Origin of the sequence: Kluyvera intermedia (assembly GCF_034424175.1) — a bacterium.
GTDB lineage: Bacteria > Pseudomonadota > Gammaproteobacteria > Enterobacterales > Enterobacteriaceae > Kluyvera > Kluyvera intermedia.
Window position 1 is genome coordinate 4,278,870 of sequence record NZ_CP139986.1, and the last position, 17,238, is coordinate 4,296,107.

The 17,238-nt window shown below is 55.3% G+C and carries 19 protein-coding genes and 1 tRNA gene; 11 read left to right on the forward strand and 9 right to left on the reverse strand.

What is annotated here, in order from left to right; genetic code table 11:
• Window positions 1–13 precede the first annotated feature (13 nt).
• Window positions 14–367, reverse strand: coding sequence for a DUF4156 domain-containing protein (locus U0026_RS20610; protein ID WP_062775976.1), 354 nt, complete (start codon window positions 365–367; stop codon window positions 14–16).
• A gap of 245 nt (window positions 368–612) precedes the next feature.
• On the opposite strand from U0026_RS20610, the gene U0026_RS20615 reads away from it, so the two are divergent.
• From U0026_RS20615 to iadA, 3 genes are read left to right on the forward strand one after another with little or no spacing between them, the layout of a single operon-like run.
• Window positions 613–1,293 carry a nucleoside recognition domain-containing protein gene (locus U0026_RS20615; protein ID WP_062775974.1) on the forward strand — a complete coding sequence of 227 codons (681 nt, stop codon included), beginning with the start codon at window positions 613–615 and terminating at the stop codon, window positions 1,291–1,293.
• Window positions 1,274–1,735, forward strand: coding sequence for a YjiG family protein (locus tag U0026_RS20620; protein WP_062775972.1), 462 nt, complete (start codon window positions 1,274–1,276; stop codon window positions 1,733–1,735). Before U0026_RS20615 ends, U0026_RS20620 begins: the two co-directional genes overlap by 20 nt.
• Before the next feature lie 9 nt (window positions 1,736–1,744).
• Window positions 1,745–2,908, forward strand: a complete 1,164-nt coding sequence (iadA, locus tag U0026_RS20625) for a beta-aspartyl-peptidase (protein WP_062775970.1) — start codon at window positions 1,745–1,747, stop codon at window positions 2,906–2,908.
• Between the two features lie 73 nt (window positions 2,909–2,981).
• Here iadA and groL read toward each other — a convergent pair whose 3' ends face one another.
• On the reverse strand, window positions 2,982–4,625 hold the full coding sequence (gene groL, locus U0026_RS20630) for a chaperonin GroEL (RefSeq protein WP_062775968.1): 1,644 nt from the start codon (window positions 4,623–4,625) through the stop codon (window positions 2,982–2,984).
• Window positions 4,626–4,658: 33 nt separating this feature from the next.
• Window positions 4,659–4,952: a co-chaperone GroES gene (locus U0026_RS20635; RefSeq protein WP_003855929.1), complete on the reverse strand. Its 294-nt coding sequence runs from the start codon at window positions 4,950–4,952 to the stop codon at window positions 4,659–4,661.
• Window positions 4,953–5,191: 239 nt separating this feature from the next.
• Between U0026_RS20635 and yjeH the strand changes: the two genes are divergently transcribed.
• Entirely contained in the window at window positions 5,192–6,451 is a 1,260-nt protein-coding gene (gene yjeH, locus U0026_RS20640; protein ID WP_062775967.1) for an L-methionine/branched-chain amino acid transporter, read from the forward strand.
• An 86-nt stretch (window positions 6,452–6,537) separates the two neighbouring features.
• Here yjeH and U0026_RS20645 read toward each other — a convergent pair whose 3' ends face one another.
• Window positions 6,538–7,014 carry an FxsA family protein gene (locus U0026_RS20645; RefSeq protein WP_062775965.1) on the reverse strand — a complete coding sequence of 159 codons (477 nt, stop codon included), beginning with the start codon at window positions 7,012–7,014 and terminating at the stop codon, window positions 6,538–6,540.
• A 338-nt stretch (window positions 7,015–7,352) separates the two neighbouring features.
• On the opposite strand from U0026_RS20645, the gene aspA reads away from it, so the two are divergent.
• The 5 genes from aspA to U0026_RS20670 all read left to right on the forward strand — a co-directional run bounded on the left by aspA (window position 7,353) and on the right by U0026_RS20670 (window position 12,935).
• Window positions 7,353–8,789, forward strand: a complete 1,437-nt coding sequence (aspA, locus tag U0026_RS20650) for an aspartate ammonia-lyase (protein ID WP_062775963.1) — start codon at window positions 7,353–7,355, stop codon at window positions 8,787–8,789.
• A gap of 110 nt (window positions 8,790–8,899) precedes the next feature.
• Window positions 8,900–10,201, forward strand: a complete 1,302-nt coding sequence (locus U0026_RS20655; protein ID WP_062775961.1) for an anaerobic C4-dicarboxylate transporter — start codon at window positions 8,900–8,902, stop codon at window positions 10,199–10,201.
• 110 nt (window positions 10,202–10,311) lie between these two features.
• Window positions 10,312–10,635 carry a divalent cation tolerance protein CutA gene (gene cutA, locus U0026_RS20660; protein WP_062775959.1) on the forward strand — a complete coding sequence of 108 codons (324 nt, stop codon included), beginning with the start codon at window positions 10,312–10,314 and terminating at the stop codon, window positions 10,633–10,635.
• A complete protein-coding gene (locus tag U0026_RS20665) occupies window positions 10,611–12,314 on the forward strand; it encodes a protein-disulfide reductase DsbD (protein WP_062775957.1) in 1,704 nt (567 codons plus the stop codon). The genes cutA and U0026_RS20665 overlap by 25 nt, the downstream gene beginning before the upstream one ends.
• A 45-nt stretch (window positions 12,315–12,359) precedes the next feature.
• Window positions 12,360–12,935, forward strand: coding sequence for a transcriptional regulator (locus U0026_RS20670; protein WP_062775955.1), 576 nt, complete (start codon window positions 12,360–12,362; stop codon window positions 12,933–12,935).
• Here the strand turns inward: U0026_RS20670 and U0026_RS20675 are convergent.
• A complete protein-coding gene (locus tag U0026_RS20675; protein WP_062775953.1) occupies window positions 12,932–13,522 on the reverse strand; it encodes a LysE family translocator in 591 nt (196 codons plus the stop codon). The genes U0026_RS20670 and U0026_RS20675 overlap by 4 nt on opposite strands.
• A 36-nt stretch (window positions 13,523–13,558) precedes the next feature.
• A complete protein-coding gene (locus U0026_RS20680; RefSeq protein ID WP_062775951.1) occupies window positions 13,559–14,407 on the reverse strand; it encodes an AraC family transcriptional regulator in 849 nt (282 codons plus the stop codon).
• A gap of 169 nt (window positions 14,408–14,576) precedes the next feature.
• On the opposite strand from U0026_RS20680, the gene U0026_RS20685 reads away from it, so the two are divergent.
• Window positions 14,577–14,652, forward strand: a tRNA-Phe gene (locus tag U0026_RS20685).
• A 137-nt stretch (window positions 14,653–14,789) separates the two neighbouring features.
• Here the strand turns inward: U0026_RS20685 and U0026_RS20690 are convergent.
• The gene (locus U0026_RS20690; protein WP_062775949.1) at window positions 14,790–15,182 is read right to left on the reverse strand and encodes a hypothetical protein; all 393 of its coding nucleotides are present in this window, start codon (window positions 15,180–15,182) and stop codon (window positions 14,790–14,792) included.
• A 256-nt stretch (window positions 15,183–15,438) separates the two neighbouring features.
• On the opposite strand from U0026_RS20690, the gene U0026_RS20695 reads away from it, so the two are divergent.
• The gene (locus U0026_RS20695) at window positions 15,439–15,942 is read left to right on the forward strand and encodes a 2-thiouracil desulfurase family protein (protein ID WP_062775947.1); all 504 of its coding nucleotides are present in this window, start codon (window positions 15,439–15,441) and stop codon (window positions 15,940–15,942) included.
• Between the two features lie 115 nt (window positions 15,943–16,057).
• Here U0026_RS20695 and U0026_RS20700 read toward each other — a convergent pair whose 3' ends face one another.
• Both U0026_RS20700 and U0026_RS20705 read right to left on the reverse strand, forming a co-directional pair.
• Window positions 16,058–16,687 (reverse strand): NrsF family protein, encoded by a 630-nt coding sequence (locus tag U0026_RS20700; protein ID WP_062775944.1) that lies wholly within the window; start codon window positions 16,685–16,687, stop codon window positions 16,058–16,060.
• Window positions 16,674–17,231, reverse strand: a complete 558-nt coding sequence (locus tag U0026_RS20705) for a sigma-70 family RNA polymerase sigma factor (protein ID WP_062775942.1) — start codon at window positions 17,229–17,231, stop codon at window positions 16,674–16,676. Before U0026_RS20705 ends, U0026_RS20700 begins: the two co-directional genes overlap by 14 nt.
• Window positions 17,232–17,238: the final 7 nt, after the last annotated feature.

Genomic DNA, 17,238 nt, shown 5'->3' on the forward strand with positions numbered 1-17,238 from the left:
GGCTACATAAAAATCAATTCGGGCACTTATAAACCTGGCCGTTCATTTCGCTATCGGTAGGAATGAAGCTGGACAACATGCCTTGCGTTGGGCTGCTCACACCGTAAATCACGTTTCCGCCCAGTTCAGCCGCATGGTTACGCAATGCGTTTGCCGCGCTACGCATCGAGCCGCCTTCAGCGCCCTGCTGGCCTGAAAGCCAGTTACCCTGTTTACCGGTTGCCGCGCCCACCAACTGACACTCCGCGCCCGGCTTATCTTCCACAAAGCGAACATTCTGGCCGCCAGCGGTCAGCTCCGTTGAAGAGCTACAGCCTGCTAACAGCAACGCCGCGCCGACAATCCCTGCTAAATATTTCACCTGCATGTTGTTCCCCATAATCAATAAGCTGGACGCATGTCGTCCGCGTTTAAACCTTATACTAAAAAGATGAACAAAAGAAAAATCCTCATGCATTTCTGCAATGAATATGGCAGATCATCGCCTTGAACCGAACGCCCCTAAATGTATTCCGATAATACGCTCAAAATGTCGTCTTTTGGCACCTTATGGTTTTTAGTGTTACCCGGTACACCGTTTCCGTACCGCGCACTCAACAATAAGGACACAACATGAGCAAAACATCCTCGGGAACAGAGGAAAAGGTGACATGGGTAGGTTATTTCGTTTTTGTACTTACCATTATTTTTTTCTCAGGCTGCTTCGCTAACAGCACACAATGGTGGCGTGTTTTCGATTTTACGGTGCTGAATGGCAGCTTTGGTCAGGTTAACGCCGTAGGCGAAAAAGCCCTCTCTTTTCGCGGCGTGGGTGGGACGGGGGCAAAAGATGGCTTCTTGTTCGCCCTTGAGCTAGCGCCATCCGTCATTTTGTCACTCGGTATTATTTCCGTCACCGAAGGGCTGGGAGGCCTACGCGCGGCGCAGCAGTTGATGACGCCAATACTGCGTCCTCTGCTGGGCATTCCGGGTATTTGCTCACTGGCGCTCATCGCCAACCTGCAAAACACCGATGCCGCCGCAGGGATGACAAAGGAACTGGCCGATGAGGGAGCAATTAGCGACCAGGAACGCGCCATTTTTGCCACATTCCAGACCAGCGGTAGCGCTATCATCACCAACTATTTTTCCTCTGGCGCTGCGCTGTTTGCGGTTCTTACCGTACCGGTCATCACCCCGCTGGTCGTCATTCTCCTGTTTAAATTTATCGGCGCTAATCTTTTACGCCTGTGGATTACCCAGCTTGAAAAACGCAGCCATAAGGAGGCCAGCAATGACAACTCTGCCGCGTAAAAACATCATGGACCTCTTTATCGATGGCGCTCGCCGCGGATTTACCATCGCCACCACCAGCCTTTTGCCAAACGTTGTCATGGCGTTTGTCATTATTCAGGCGCTCAAAGTTACCGGGCTTTTGGATATCGTGGGAAAAGTCTGCGAACCCATTATGGCGCTATGGGGATTACCGGGCGTTGCCGCGACGGTGTTACTCGCCTCAGTGATGAGCATGGGCGGTGGCGTCGGCGTTTGCGCAAGCCTGGTGGTCGCTGGCACGATTAGCGACCACGATGCCACCGTGCTCCTGCCTGCCATTTATCTGATGGGGAATCCGGTACAGAACACCGGCCGTTGCCTTGGCACCGCGGGGGTAAACCCAAAATATTATCCACACATTATCGTCATCTGCGTCGTCAACGCCCTGCTCTCTCTTTGGGTGATGCAGCTACTTTTCTAAGGAATCATGATGAACGTATCTTTGCTGGAGCCGCGTTTATTTCGCGATGCACATCTCTATACGCCAGAAGACCAGGGAATCTGCGATCTTCTGGTCGCGGGGGGAAAGATAATCGCCTATGAACCGGCGGGAGTCGACATTACGCTGCCGGGTTGTCAGGTGAGTTCGCTTGATGGCGCGACCGTTTGCCCAGGCTTTTTCGATCAGCATGTGCATTTGATTGGCGGTGGAGGTGAGGCGGGGCCGCACACGCGGACACCGGAAGTGCAGTTATCAAAGCTTGTGACCGCCGGAATCACCTCGGTGGTGGGCCTGCTCGGCACCGATGGCATCACCCGCCATCCTGAGTCACTGCTGGCCAAAACCCGCGCCCTCGAGCACGAAGGGATAAGCGCCTGGATGCTGACCGGTGCCTATGGGCTGCCGTCGCCGACCATTACCGGTAGCATCGAAAAAGACATCGCCTTTATCGATAAAATTATCGGCGTGAAATGCGCCATCTCCGATCACCGCTCTTCTGCGCCCGACACAGCCCAGCTAGCGAATATGGCGGCACAGTCACGCGTCGCGGGGCTGCTCGGGGCGAAAGCTGGGGTGTCTGTGTTTCATATGGGCAGTAGCTCGCGCGAACTGGAGCCCATCTATGAAATTCTAAGACGCAGCGATGTGCCCATCACGAAACTCCTCCCCACGCATGTTAACCGCGCCGAGTCACTGTTCATGGCAGCCCTGCGCTTTGCCCGTGAAGGCGGCTACATCGACATCACCAGCAGTATTGACGCACCTATCGACCCTGCCCGCGCCATTATGATGGCCCGCGAAGGCAACGTGCCGTTATCGCGAGTGACGCTGAGTTCCGATGGCAACGGTAGCCAGCCGCATTTCGATGCTAACGGTAATCTGACGGGGATCGGCGTAGCGGGATTTGAATCGCTGCTTAACACGTTGCAACAGCTAGTGATTGAGCATCATCTGCCGCTGGAAGAGGCGCTACTTCCGCTGACCCGCAATGTGGCTGAGTTTCTCGGGTTTGCCCATAAAGGGCAGCTGGCGCCAGGCTGTGATGCTGATTTTCTGGTACTGGATGAGGAGCTGAATATCCGTGAAGTCTGGGCTAAAGGCCGGCAGATGGTGCGCGACAATAAGGCTATTGTGAAAGGAACTTTTGAGTAATTGCCGCTAAAAAGCAAAACCCCCGAACATTTCTGTTCGGGGGTTTCTTTAGGCTATGGGGTATAGCGCACGATTACATCATGCCGCCCATACCACCCATGCCGCCCATACCAGCAGCACCTAAGTCAGGAGCATCGCCTTTAGGCAGGTCGGTCACCATGCACTCGGTGGTGATCATCAGGCCAGCAACAGAAGCGGCGTACTGCAGAGCAGAACGGGTCACTTTAGTTGGGTCCAGGATACCCATGTCGATCATGTTGCCGTATTCTTCGGTTGCTGCGTTGTATCCGTAGTTGCCGTCGCCCGCTTTCACGGTGTTAGCTACTACAGAAGGTTCTTCGCCGCAGTTCAGAACGATCTGACGCAGTGGAGCTTCCATTGCGCGCAGCGCAACTTTGATACCCACGTTCTGATCTTCGTTCTGGCCACGCAGGTTGCTCAGTTTAGACGCTACGCGAATCAGCGCAACACCACCACCAGCTACCACACCTTCTTCTACCGCAGCACGGGTCGCGTGCAGGGCATCGTCAACGCGTGCTTTTTTCTCTTTCATTTCAACTTCGGTAGCAGCACCGACTTTGATTACTGCAACGCCGCCAGCCAGTTTCGCTACGCGTTCCTGCAGTTTTTCACGGTCGTAGTCAGAAGTTGCTTCTTCAATCTGTTTACGGATCTGAGCAACACGGCCCTGAATCGCAGCTTCTTCACCCACACCATCGATGATAGTGGTGGTGTCTTTGTTGATCACAACGCGTTTTGCCTGGCCCATATCTTCCAGGGTCGCTTTTTCCAGCTCCATACCGATCTCTTCAGAGATAACGGTACCGCCAGTCAGGGTTGCGATGTCTTGCAGCATAGCTTTACGACGGTCGCCAAAGCCTGGTGCTTTAACCGCAGCCACTTTCACGATGCCACGCATGGTGTTAACCACCAGGGTCGCCAGCGCTTCGCCTTCAACATCTTCAGCAATGATCAGCAGTGGTTTACCGGCTTTCGCAACGGCTTCCAGAACTGGCAGCATTTCACGGATGTTGGAGATTTTCTTGTCAGCCAGCAGGATGAACGGGCTTTCCAGTTCAACAGCGCCAGTTTCTGGCTTGTTGATGAAGTATGGGGACAGGTAGCCACGGTCGAACTGCATACCTTCAACTACGTCCAGTTCGTCTTCCAGACCGGTACCGTCTTCAACGGTGATCACGCCTTCTTTACCGACTTTATCCATCGCTTCAGCGATCAGTTTACCGACGGTTTCGTCGGAGTTAGCGGAGATGGTACCAACCTGAGCAATGGCTTTAGAGTCAGAGCACGGTACGGACAGCGCTTTCAGTTCTTCAACAGCAGCAACGACAGCTTTGTCGATACCACGTTTCAGATCCATTGGGTTCATGCCAGCAGCAACGGCTTTCAGGCCTTCAGCGATGATAGACTGAGCCAGTACGGTTGCGGTGGTGGTACCGTCGCCTGCCGCGTCGTTCGCTTTAGAGGCAACTTCTTTCACCATCTGCGCGCCCATGTTTTCGAACTTGTCTTCCAGTTCGATTTCACGTGCTACGGATACGCCATCTTTAGTGATGGTTGGTGCACCGAAAGATTTGTCCAGAACCACGTTACGGCCTTTAGGGCCCAGGGTCACTTTTACTGCGTCTGCCAGTACGTTAACGCCGCGCAGCATTTTCACACGAGCGTCGTTACCAAATTTTACGTCTTTAGCTGCCATTTCTTCTATTCCTCAAATTCGTTCGCGCGTTACTTACGCTTCAACAATTGCCAGGATGTCGCTTTCAGACATGATCAACACTTCTTCATTGTCGATCTTCTCAGATTTCACGCCGTAGCCGTCGTTGAAAATCACGATGTCACCAACTTTAACGTCCAGCGGCTGCACGGTTCCGTTTTCCAGGATGCGGCCCTTACCGACAGCGATGATTTCGCCACGCGTTGATTTTGCTGCCGCAGAACCGGTCAGGACGATGCCGCCAGCAGATTTGGTTTCAACTTCTTTACGTTTGACGATCACACGATCATGTAGCGGACGAATACTCATTGATAGCTCTCCTTTGAGAAAGTCATTATCAGTTATGGATGACGCCGGGCCGAACACGGTTTTCCGACTAGTGCCTGAGAGATGGGGGTGTTCTCTTCCCCTTCAAGGGGGAAACTTAAAAAAATTTTTTTCCTGTGGCGTAATCACGATAAATCGCTGAAATACAGGCTGACTACAGCACAATGAGGCGGAGCCTAAATGGTAAAATCGCGCTCTTTGCAAAGGTATGGGCGAGGGTCATGGCAGGACTAAAACAGGAGCTAGGTTTAGCTCAGGGGATCGGATTACTCTCGACGTCGCTACTGGGCACCGGCGTCTTTGCTGTCCCGGCGTTGGGCGCATTGGTGGCGGGCAATAACAGCCTGTGGGCTTGGCCGGCCTTGATTGTACTGGTGTTTCCTGTCGCGATTGTCTTCGCTCTGCTCGGGCGTCATTTCCCCAGCGCGGGCGGTGTAGCGCATTTTGTTGAGATGGCCTTTGGCCCGCGATTAGCCCGTGTGACCGGCTGGCTGTTCCTGTCGGTTATCCCCGTTGGGCTGCCTGCCGCGCTGCATATCGCCTCCGGCTTCACCCAGGCGCTGTTTGGCTGGCACGGCTGGCAACTGCTGATGGCCGAAGTGGCGACGCTCGCCATTATCTGGTGGCTGGGGTCACGCGGAGCCAGCTCCAGCGCCAATATCCAGACGCTGGTGGCCATTATGATTGTCGCACTGCTGGCGGCTATCTGGGTCTACGGTGATATCGCGATTCAAGGCATTCCTTTCCCGGCGATTGCTGAGATCGACCATTCACAGCTGTTTGCCGCGCTGTCGGTGATGTTCTGGTGTTTTGTCGGCCTTGAAGCGTTTGCGCATATGGCCTCAGAATTTCGCCACCCGGAGCGGGACTTCCCCCGCGCGCTGATTATCGGCCTGCTGCTGGCAGGTGTGGTGTACTGGGCCTGCACGGTGCTGGTACTGCGTTTCCATGCCTATGGCGCGGCCAATACTGCCGCCGCATCGCTGCCGACCATCGTGGTGCAACTGTTCGGCGTGAAGGCACTGTGGGTGGCGAGCGTCATTGGTTTTCTCGCCTGTTTTGCCAGCCTCAATATCTACATTCAGAGCTTTGCCCGTCTGGTGTGGTCGCAAGCGCAATATAAACCCGCCAGCTATCTGGCGCGGCTGTCGCCAAACCACGTGCCGCGCAATGCGCTGAGCGTGGTGATTGGCAGTTGTATGGTGAGCACGCTGGCGAGCTATTGGCTCAACATCAATCTTGATGCGCTGATCATCTACGCCAACGGCATCTTTATCATGATTTATCTGCTGTGCATGCTGGCAGGCTGTAAGCTGCTCACCGGACGTTTCCGGATGCTGTCGATGCTCGGCGTGGCGCTGTGTGTGCTGTTGCTGGCGATGGTGGGCTGGAAGAGTCTGTACGCCATGGTGATGCTGGCGGCGCTGTGGTGGTTGCTGCCGAAGCGCAAAACCATTAAGCCGGATACGCACCCGGCTTAAATCCCGGCGGCGCTTCGCTTGGCCGGGCTACAACAACCGGTAGCCCGGGCGAGGCGTTTATGCCTACCCCGGGGCCGTGCTACGAATTACGGGCGGTTATCATCTTTATGGTCAATCTGGTCTGGGCGCTCGTCCTTACGCTGGTATTCGCCATCGAAGGTCTGCCCGCTCGTCGTCCCGCCAGCGAATCCGCCACCCGGCATACGATTAAAGTGCAGATAAGGCATCAGCTTGACGGTCAAATGCTTTTGCACCGGCGGTAAAAGCAGCACCAGTCCGAGGAAATCGGTAAAGAACCCCGGTAGCAGCAACAGCAAACCGGCAAGGATCAGCGAAACGCTTTTGACCATCTCCACCGCTGGGCTTTCACCCGCCTGCATCTTTTCCTGCATCAGCATCAGATTTTTGAAGCCCTGGTTACGCACCAAAGACATCCCGATAACCGAAGTAAAGATAACTAAAACTAACGTCAGCAGGACGCCAAACACATGGGCGACCTGGATAAAAATTGAGATCTCAATGTAAACATAGAGAAATATGGCAACTAACGGTATCCAGCGCACTGGCATCTCCTGTGAGGTAAACAACGCGTATCACGCGCCTGCGACAATTCATCATTCGCAGCATGAGATCTAAATGGTGGTTTTTCACCATTTTTCAATCAGAGCCGATTGATATTTTTGTCAACAATCGTCAAGCGGTGACTCATTTCACAAATCAATAATTCTTATGTGCTTCGCCTGATAATAAGTGATCCAGATAACTGCAATCCGCTATTATCAGCATATGATCATGGACACCGGGCCGATTAAGGAAATAATCTGCGGTCAGAAAAACGCATGACCACAAAAATCCTGCGTATTTGGTGAAATCATTGGCAGCTCGCAAAAAGAAGGTTCACATGCTAAACAACATTCGTATCGAAGAAGATCTGTTGGGTACCAGGGAAGTTCCTGCTGACGCTTACTACGGCGTTCATACTCTGAGAGCGATTGAAAACTTTTACATTAGTAACAGTAAAATCAGCGACATCCCAGAGTTCGTCCGTGGGATGGTGATGGTGAAGAAAGCGGCGGCGATGGCTAACAAAGAGCTGCAAACCATTCCTAAAGGCGTCGCGAATGCCATCATTGCTGCATGTGATGAAGTCCTGAATAACGGCAAATGCATGGACCAGTTCCCGGTTGACGTTTACCAGGGCGGTGCCGGCACCTCCGTCAACATGAACACCAACGAAGTGCTCGCGAACATCGGTCTCGAACTGATGGGCCATCAGAAAGGTGAATACCAGTTCCTGAACCCGAACGACCACGTCAACAAATGCCAGTCCACCAACGATGCCTACCCAACCGGTTTCCGCATCGCGGTGTATACCTCTATCGTGAAGCTGATTGATGCCATCCACCAGTTGGGCGAAGGCTTCCAGCGTAAAGCGGATGAATTCCAGGATGTCCTGAAAATGGGTCGCACCCAGTTGCAGGATGCCGTGCCGATGACGCTGGGCCAGGAATTCCATGCCTTCAGCGTATTGCTGAACGAAGAGACCAAAAACCTGCTGCGCACCGCGGAACTGCTGCTGGAAGTTAACCTCGGCGCGACCGCTATCGGCACCCGTCTGAACACCCCTGATGGCTACCAACAGCTGGCAGTACAGAAACTGGCGGAAGTCAGTAACCTGGCGGTTGTCCCGGCTGAAGACCTGATTGAAGCCACCTCAGACTGCGGCGCCTACGTCATGGTACACAGCTCGCTGAAACGCATGGCGGTGAAAATGTCGAAGATCTGTAATGACCTTCGCCTGCTCTCCTCCGGCCCGCGCGCTGGTTTAAACGAAATCAACCTGCCGGAACTGCAGGCGGGCTCCTCTATCATGCCAGCCAAAGTGAACCCGGTCGTGCCAGAAGTCGTAAACCAGGTCTGCTTTAAAGTGATTGGCAACGACACGACAGTCACCATGGCATCCGAAGCCGGTCAGTTGCAGCTGAACGTGATGGAGCCAGTGATTGGCCAGGCGATGTTTGAGTCTATCCACATCCTGACCAACGCCTGCTACAACCTGCTGGAAAAATGCGTCGACGGCATCACCGCCAACAAAGCGGTCTGCGAAAGCTACGTCTACAACTCCATCGGTATCGTCACCTACCTGAACCCGTTTATCGGCCACCACAACGGCGATATCGTCGGCAAAATCTGTGCTGAAACCGGCAAGAGCGTACGGGAAGTCGTGCTGGAACGCGGGCTGCTTACCGAAGCGGAGCTGGATGATATCTTCTCTCCGCAAAACCTGATGCACCCGGCCTATAAAGCGAAGCGATATACCGATGAAAGCGAACAGTAGTCTTTCAGACTAGATACACGAGGCATGTCATGATGACATGCCTTTTTTGTTTCTATAATTCACGAAAACACAACAATTACATATCAATCTGGTAAACAAGGAAGGCTAATATGTTTGGAGCAGAACTGGTCATTGTGCTTCTTGCCATTTATCTAGGGGCAAGACTCGGGGGGATCGGCATCGGCTTTGCCGGCGGCTTAGGCGTGCTGGTATTGACGCTGATTTTCCAGATACAACCGGGCGCGATACCCTTTGACGTTATCGAAATCATCATGGCCGTTATCGCCGCGATTGCCGCCATGCAGGTGGCAGGCGGGATGGATTATCTGGTCAGCCTGGCGGAGCGCATGCTGCGCCGTCACCCAAAATACATCACCTTCCTGGCGCCTTTAGTCACCTGGTTTATGACCATTCTGGCAGGCACCGGTCACACCGCCTTCTCTACGCTGCCGGTGATCACCGAAGTCGCCAAAGAGCAGGGTATTCGCCCTTCTCGTCCGCTGTCGATTGCCGTAGTCGCCTCACAGATTGCGATTACCGCCTCGCCAATTTCCGCGGCGGTGGTGTTCTTCGCGGGGATTCTGGAACCGATGGGCGTTAGCTACCTGACGCTGCTCTCCATCTGTATTCCGGTCACCCTGATTGCCGTGCTGCTTACCTCCGTGGTGTGTAACTTCCTCGGCTGCGAGCTAAAAGACGATCCGGTATACCAGGAGCGTCTGGCAAAAGGCGAAGTCAGCCTGCGCGGCAGCCAGGTCTTCAAGCTGAAGCCTCACGCTAAACGCTCGGTGCTGCTGTTCCTCATCGGCATCGTGGCGGTGATGTTCTACGCGACCGCCATCAGCGACACCGTTGGGCTTATCCAGAACCCGGTACTGCCGCGTAACGAAGCGATTGTGGTGTTCATGCTGACCATCGCCACGCTGATTTGCGTCACCTGCAAAATCGACACCGGCGAAATCCTGAATGCCAGCACCTTTAAATCAGGCATGAGCGCCTGCGTGTGCGTTCTGGGCGTGGCGTGGCTGGGCGATACCTTCGTTAAAGCGCACATCGCCGACATCCAGGCAGTGGCGGGTGACCTGCTGCAAAACTACCCATGGCTGCTGGCAATCGTGCTGTTCTTTGCCGCCACCCTGCTTTACTCCCAGGCAGCCACCACCAAAGCGCTGATGCCAGCGGCACTGATGCTGGGCGTCACCCCGCTGACGGCCATTGCATCCTTTGCGGCGGTTTCCGCGCTGTTCGTCCTGCCAACCTACCCAACGCTGCTGGCGGCGGTAGAAATGGACGACACCGGTTCTACGCGCATCGGCAAATACGTGTTTAACCACGCCTTCCTGATCCCGGGTGTTATCGCCATTACCCTGTGCGTGATTCTAGGCTTTATCTTCGGCGGCCTGATGCTCTAACCGCCTACGCTGTAAAAATCATTAAAGTCGGGCCGCTCTGCGGCCCGATTCATTCAACCCCGATGACCCGGCGTGCTATAGTGCCTTTTTTCATCGATACGAGGTTGGCAATGAGTACTCCCGACACTGTTGTGGTTCTCTGTACGGCTCCAGATGAAGCAACCGCCCAGGATCTGGCGGCAAAAGTACTGGCTGAAAAACTGGCAGCCTGCGCCACGCTGTTACCCGGCGCAACATCGCTCTACTACTGGGAGGGGAAACTCGAACAGGAGTATGAAGTGCAGATGATTTTAAAAACCAACGTCGCTCACCAGCAGGCGCTGCTCGATTGTCTGAAGGCCCACCACCCGTATCAAACGCCCGAATTACTCGTCATTCCCGTTTCTCATGCAGATGTTGATTATCACTCATGGCTCAACGCTTCCTTACGCTAGTTCTGCTGCTGTGCAGCACTTCCGCTTTCGCCGGGTTATTTGACGCGCCCGGCCGCTCTAATTTCGTCCCTGCTGACCAGGCCTTTGCCTTTGATTTTCAGCAGAACCAGCACGACGTTAACCTCACCTGGCAGGTGAAAGACGGCTACTACTTGTATCGCAAGCAGGTCAGCATCACGCCTGCCAATGCCCAAATCGCCCCGCTGCAAATGCCGAAAGGCGAATGGCATAACGACGAGTTTTACGGCAAAAGCGAAATCTATCGCCAGCAGTTAACGGTACCGGTAACTCTGACTCAAGCCGCACAAGGCGCCACGCTGACCGTCACCTATCAGGGCTGCGCTGATGCAGGCTTCTGCTACCCGCCAGAAACCAAAACCGTGCCGCTGAACGCCGTTGCGGCTCAGGCTCAAACTCCCCCTCTCCCCTCCGGGGAGAGGGCCGGGGTGCGGGGCGAATCCAGCGCCGATCTCCCGTTTAGCGCCCTCTGGGCCTTACTCATCGGTATCGGCATCGCCTTTACTCCCTGCGTACTGCCGATGTATCCGCTGATCTCCGGCATCGTCCTCGGCGGCAAACAGCGCCTCTCCACCGCTCGCGCACTACTGCTGGCCTTTATCTACGTACAAGGCATGGCGCTGACCTACACCGCGCTCGGCCTTATCGTCGCCGCCGCCGGAATGCAGTTCCAGGCCGCGCTCCAGCACCCTTACGTGCTCATCGGCCTGTCGGCGGTGTTTATCCTGCTGGCGCTGTCGATGTTCGGCGTTTTTTCACTCCAGCTACCGTCATCGCTGCAAACCCGCCTCGCTTTATTGAGCAACCGCCAACAGGGAGGCTCCACTGGCGGCGTATTCGTAATGGGGGCGATTGCCGGACTTATCTGCTCGCCGTGTACCACCGCGCCTCTGAGCGCCATTCTGCTGTATATCGCTCAGAGCGGTAATTTGTGGCTTGGCGGCGGGACACTGTACCTCTACGCCCTAGGCATGGGGCTGCCGCTGATTATCGTCACCGTCTTCGGCAACCGCCTGCTACCGAAAAGCGGCCCGTGGATGGCGCAGGTCAAAACCGCCTTTGGCTTTGTGATCCTCGCCCTCCCGGTATTCCTGCTGGAACGTATTATTGGCGATGTCTGGGGATTACGGTTATGGTCGATGCTCGGCGTGGCGTTCTTTGGTTGGGCGTTTATCTCAAGCCTTGGACTCAGCAAGCCGTGGCAACGAATCGTGCAGATTATCCTGTTAGCCGCAGCGCTGATTAGTGTACGTCCACTTCAGGACTGGGCTTTTGGTCACACGGCAACACAGAGCCAGGCGCATCTGAGCTTCACCCGTATCAGCAACGTTTCGGATCTCAATACCGCGCTCGCCAACGCGCGCGGCAAACCGGTGATGCTTGACCTCTACGCCGACTGGTGCGTAGCCTGCAAAGAATTTGAGAAGTACACCTTCAGCGACCCGCAGGTTCAGCGGGCACTGCAAAATACCGTCCTTTTGCAGGCCAACGTCACCGCCAATAGCGCGCAAGACGTGGCGCTGCTAAAGCATTTACAGGTTCTGGGGCTACCGACTATCCTCTTCTTCGATAAAGAGGGTAATGAACACCCCGACGCACGAGTGACCGGCTTTATGGATGCCAACGCATTCAGCGCACATTTGCGCGATCGCCAACCGTAGACAACACTTTTAGACGGGAAACTGTCGGTAACGGAGGAAAAGAACGTGCAACGCGAAGACGTATTAGGAGAAGCTCTACAGCTCCTTGAACAAGAAGGGATTGCGAGCACCACGCTGGAGATGGTTGCCGAGCGCGTGGACCGCCCGTTAGATGAACTGCGCCGCTTCTGGCCGGACAGCGAAGCGCTGCTGTATGACGCATTGCGCTACCTGAGCCAACAGGTTGAGACCTGGCGTCGTCAGTTAATGCTCAATGAAGAGCTCACGCCCGAACAAAAGCTGCTGGCTCGCTATACCGCACTGACCGATTGCGTCAGCAAAAATCGCTACCCCGGCTGCCTGTTTATTGCCGCCTGCACCTTCTACCCGGATGCGGATCACCCGATTCACCAGCTCGCCGAGCAGCAAAAGCGCGATGCTTACCAGTACAGCCATGAACTGCTGACGCAGCTGGAAGTGGATGACCCGGCGATGGTCGCCAAACAGATGCAGCTGGTGCTGGAAGGCTGCTTAAGCCGCATGCTGGTCAGCCGCAGCCAGGCCGACGTCGACACTGCCCATCGTCTGGCTGAAGATATCCTGCGCTTTGCCCAGTGCCGCCAGGGTGGCGCGCTGACCTAAGCCAGCATTCCTGCCCACGCCGACACCAGCAGACACAGCGCCATCAGCCGCTGAAACCGCACCATCGCCACGGTGGTGCGGAACACGCGGTTCACCGCCTTCCCAAGCCACGCCCAGCACATCAGACACGCCACCGAAATAAGCAAAAACCACAGCGCCATCAGCGCCACTTCACGCAGCGCATTCGCCCCGCTCGGCGCGAACAAACTCACCACCGCCAGCGCCATCATCCACGTTTTCGGGTTAATCACCTGCAACAATGCCGCCGCTTTGGCAGTAAAACGATGGCGTGTCTGCCCGGCAATATTCGCCGCCGGAGCGCAGAATAGCTGCCAGCTCATCCAGGTCAGCCACAGCACGCCTGCCCAACTCATCACCTGACGCACTAACGGATACTGGCTCAGTAACTCACCCGCACCAGCCCCCGAAACCAGCACAATGGCACTGGCAGCAACACAGCCGCTTATCAGCGCCGGGATCGTCGCCCTCACGCCATAGTGCTGGCTGTTGGTCAGCACCAGAATATTGGTAGGTCCTGGGGTGATTGAGGCAACAAAAGCAAACAGCAGGAACGGCATGATATTCACAGGTGACTCCTTATTATTGGAGTCCTGACTGTGCCGTTATTTATTGGAAACGTCTGGAAGGTTTGTGCACAACCGACGGTAGTGCGCGGGCGTAATGCGGTACGCCCGCTGGAACCAGCGCCCGAGGTGACTCTGGTCAGCAAAACCCAGTGTCGCCGCCACCTCCACCGGCAGCTCACCCAACCCCAGCAACTGGCGCGCTTTCGCCAACCGCAGCTGAATCAGCCACGCGTGCGGCGCCAGATGAAACTCGCGCTTAAAACTGCGCGTGAGGGTAAAACGGTCGGTGCCGGTCTCCCGCGCCAGATCCGACAGGCCAATATTATCGCCCATATGCGCATGCAGATAATCCCGCGCCCGGTGGGCGATGGCCGCACTTTGGATCTGTGACGGCAGCCGTTTGCGCCACTGACAATGCGAGGTCAACTGCGCCAGCAGATTATCCATGCTGCTTTGCTGCACGATACGCATCTCATCGGTATGCAAGGTACTGAAGGTGTCATTAATCGCCCGCACCAGCTGCGGCTCTCGGGTGAGCGTTTGGTTAAAGTGCAGTGAATAGCTGTCCGGCGTGGCGTCATAGAGCCCGTGCAGGGTGTGGGTCAGCCAGCGCTCGTCGAGATAAAACGTGAGGTAGGTAAAGCCTCCGGCCACCGGTGCATCACCGTCGTGTATCTCCCCCGGTTCCAGCAAAAAGGCATCGCCCGGCAGACTATGATGGCGCTCGCGACGACAGTGAAACTGCTGCGTTCCAGCGAGCGTGATGCCCACCAGATAGCTGTCGTGCCAGTGCGGGTCGAAGGCATGGCCTTCAAAGTGCGCTTTTATCGTTTCAATGCCGGTATCCGCATGCTGTCGCAGCTCAAGCCAGTCTTTTGTCGCCATCCTGCCCTCCTCTTGCCGCCAGCATTGCCTGATTGCCGCGCCGCTGTCTGGAAGATTTGTGCAAACAGTCGGCGTAAACGCGTAGATTGCCGGAATAGTAAGCAGTTGAACAGCTTTTCGGTGAATTTGGTTGACGAAAGAGAGCGACTACGGTTTAATGCGCCTCGTTGCCCGGATAGCTCAGTCGGTAGAGCAGGGGATTGAAAATCCCCGTGTCCTTGGTTCGATTCCGAGTCCGGGCACCACTATTTAAAGAAACCAGCCTACGGCTGGTTTTTTGCTATCTGGCTACGGCCGATTTCTGGGCGCTGATAAGCGTGGCTTTAATGCAGGCACGCTTACGCTAATAGCCCGGTAAGTGAATACAGGCGGTGGCTCTTTATCACTTAATTTTGCGGGATAAATTGCTGACCTGATTTGAAAGGTTGTCGTTGCTCCGCTTCATGCCATCAAGACTTCTTTGCAATCGCTCGATCTTACTCTCCTGCTCAGAATTCTTTCTCTCAAGCTGTAAAACCTTCTTAGTTAGCTCATCGACTTTGCGGTTGTCGGACTCCATCCTCCTCACGCTATCCTGCATTTTCTGTAGATCCGACTCCCTGAAATGAGAAGGCTGGATTTCATCTAAATCAGAAATTACCGGAATAAATCCTTTATTAGAGTTGCGGGCATCGATACTAACCTGGACGTTATTTTGATCCGCAGAGTGTACGTAACCTATTGAAGAAAAATAAAAAAAAGAGACAAAACACAGACCAGACAGATATTTATTCATTTCTAACGTCCTTTTATATTTTTCAATCACTTCCAGGAGCCTCCTTCTGGCATCACCCGCTCAGGATAAAACACATGGCTTACCCTCTGGCAATTCATAAACGGGGTTCCAGAGCAGAAGATACTATTCGTTTTTCATTATAAGACGCGTTTCCTCCCCCCCCAAATCCAACCGCCCCCCGCTCATTTTCTGCTACCTTATAACCGCCGGTATCGCGATAAGCGCGTTACCACGCACCTTATCAAAGGTATCTCCCATGCCCGTCAAAGAAAAAATCCTGCTTAGCGCCTGCCTGTCAGGACACCTTGTCCGCTACAACGGTACCGACAAATCCTGTTCCTCAGATCTGCTGCAACGCTGGCACGAAGAAGGCCGTCTGGTCACCCATTGCCCGGAACTGGCGGCAGGGCTACCTACCCCACGCTTATCCGCAGAGATGGTGAGTGGTCAGGGGATCGACGTGCTGAACGGGCACGCACAGGTGGTAGAAAGCGACGGGCGTGATGTGACGCAGCCGTATGTGCTGGCGGCGTGGCTGGCGTTAAAAACTGCGCAGAGTCAGGGCTGTCGGTTTGCGATTATGACCGACGGTAGCCCAACCTGCGGGAGCCAGAATGTATATGACGGGGCATTTAGCGGAGTGAGGGTACCGGGTGAAGGGGTCGCGGCGGCGCTGTTGCGCCAGCATGGAATTGAGGTGTTTAGCGAGTTTCAGTTGGATGCGCTGAAGCGGCGGTTGGATGAGGTTGAAGGGGCATAGATCGAGCAGTCCCGGCGTCGGCGCGTTGCGCCTCGACCGGGCTACGCCCAGCGGTACCCGGCAACATATGTATGCCGGATAAGCGTAGCGCCATCCGGCAATGCCACGGCGCTCATCAGACAATCCTCACCCACCGCCACCCCACCGCCATCATCACCAGCACAATCGTCACCCCCGCCGCCATATGGAGCAGGAAATCTAGCGGATGCACCTCCACCGGGTGGCAAAACGACAGCATCGTCAGCGCCATACAGGCGATTCCCACCCCTGACGTCGCCAGCGTGCGCAGCGGATACAGGGCCCGGGTGCGACGCAGGTAGCCCATCATAATGACCATCATCGGTGTGCTCACCGCCATCATAAACGCGTAGCAGTTCACTTCGTCGGGATGACTTTCCGGCGCGTGTGTCGTCCCGAGGCTGAAGATAACGCCGCCCAGCCAGAGCGCTATAAGTGGCACAAACCACTGCCAGCCCAGTGGTTTTCGCCCGGCAATGCTCAGCAGAAAGGCGTTACGTATTGCCAGTATGCCCATCACAAAAGCCACGGTCAGTTGCAGCGCCGCCAACAGCGCGCCGGATTGCGTCCAGTCCGTCGCTACCCGATGGAACACCAGGCTATTGAGCCAACCGCACGGCAGCGCCATCAGCAGCCAGGCGACGACCCGTCGGTTGCTCGCCCATGGGCGGCGTATTGGCCCGGCGTCGCGACTTAGCTTCGCAATAAAAAGATCATGATCGGTCATGGTTCGCTCCCATCCGGCGAAGGTTGGTAAGTGCTCTGTGTAATAGCGATTTCACCGCCGAAACGCTTAAATTATGGCGGACAGCGGCTTCGGCGAGGCTCATCTCCTGCAGGTGGATATGCTCCACAATCTGCCGTTGGCGTGAGGGGAGCTGGTCGAGGATCTGCGCCAGCGCTTCTTCTCGTTCATCCTCTTCCAGGATGTGTTCAGCGATAGGCTCAACGGCCTCCCCCTCATCGGCTTCACGCAGCCAGTGGCGGCCACGCTTACGCAGCGCATCAACGGTGCGGGCCTGGGTGATGGCCATCAACCACGGTAAAAACGGACAGGCGGGATCGTAGGTGTGGCGCACCCGATGGACTGCCAGCAGAACGTCCTGGATAACATCGTCAACCAGCACGCTGTCGGCAATCTGCTTGCGGACCATCACCCGAATCACCGGCACAATGGCCCGCAGCAGTTGGGTATAGGCATCGCGATCCCCCGCCTGCGCGCTTGTCATCAGCGCAGGCCATGCTTCACGCGGCGCTAAACCGTTATCCATATTCCGC

Excerpts from the sequence above, each read along its gene's own strand:
- U0026_RS20610 (WP_062775976.1), bottom strand. The coding sequence starts at position 367 with ATGCAGGTGAAATATTTAGCAGGGATTGTCGGCGCGGCGTTGCTGTTA.
- U0026_RS20615 (WP_062775974.1), top strand. The coding sequence starts at position 613 with ATGAGCAAAACATCCTCGGGAACAGAGGAAAAGGTGACATGGGTAGGT.
- U0026_RS20620 (WP_062775972.1), top strand. The coding sequence starts at position 1,274 with ATGACAACTCTGCCGCGTAAAAACATCATGGACCTCTTTATCGATGGC.
- iadA (WP_062775970.1), top strand. The coding sequence starts at position 1,745 with ATGAACGTATCTTTGCTGGAGCCGCGTTTATTTCGCGATGCACATCTC.
- groL (WP_062775968.1), bottom strand. The coding sequence starts at position 4,625 with ATGGCAGCTAAAGACGTAAAATTTGGTAACGACGCTCGTGTGAAAATG.
- U0026_RS20635 (WP_003855929.1), bottom strand. The coding sequence starts at position 4,952 with ATGAGTATTCGTCCGCTACATGATCGTGTGATCGTCAAACGTAAAGAA.
- yjeH (WP_062775967.1), top strand. The coding sequence starts at position 5,192 with ATGGCAGGACTAAAACAGGAGCTAGGTTTAGCTCAGGGGATCGGATTA.
- aspA (WP_062775963.1), top strand. The coding sequence starts at position 7,353 with ATGCTAAACAACATTCGTATCGAAGAAGATCTGTTGGGTACCAGGGAA.
- U0026_RS20655 (WP_062775961.1), top strand. The coding sequence starts at position 8,900 with ATGTTTGGAGCAGAACTGGTCATTGTGCTTCTTGCCATTTATCTAGGG.
- cutA (WP_062775959.1), top strand. The coding sequence starts at position 10,312 with ATGAGTACTCCCGACACTGTTGTGGTTCTCTGTACGGCTCCAGATGAA.
- U0026_RS20665 (WP_062775957.1), top strand. The coding sequence starts at position 10,611 with ATGGCTCAACGCTTCCTTACGCTAGTTCTGCTGCTGTGCAGCACTTCC.
- U0026_RS20680 (WP_062775951.1), bottom strand. The coding sequence starts at position 14,407 with ATGGCGACAAAAGACTGGCTTGAGCTGCGACAGCATGCGGATACCGGC.
- U0026_RS20690 (WP_062775949.1), bottom strand. The coding sequence starts at position 15,182 with ATGAATAAATATCTGTCTGGTCTGTGTTTTGTCTCTTTTTTTTATTTT.
- U0026_RS20695 (WP_062775947.1), top strand. The coding sequence starts at position 15,439 with ATGCCCGTCAAAGAAAAAATCCTGCTTAGCGCCTGCCTGTCAGGACAC.
- U0026_RS20700 (WP_062775944.1), bottom strand. The coding sequence starts at position 16,687 with ATGACCGATCATGATCTTTTTATTGCGAAGCTAAGTCGCGACGCCGGG.
- U0026_RS20705 (WP_062775942.1), bottom strand. The coding sequence starts at position 17,231 with ATGGATAACGGTTTAGCGCCGCGTGAAGCATGGCCTGCGCTGATGACA.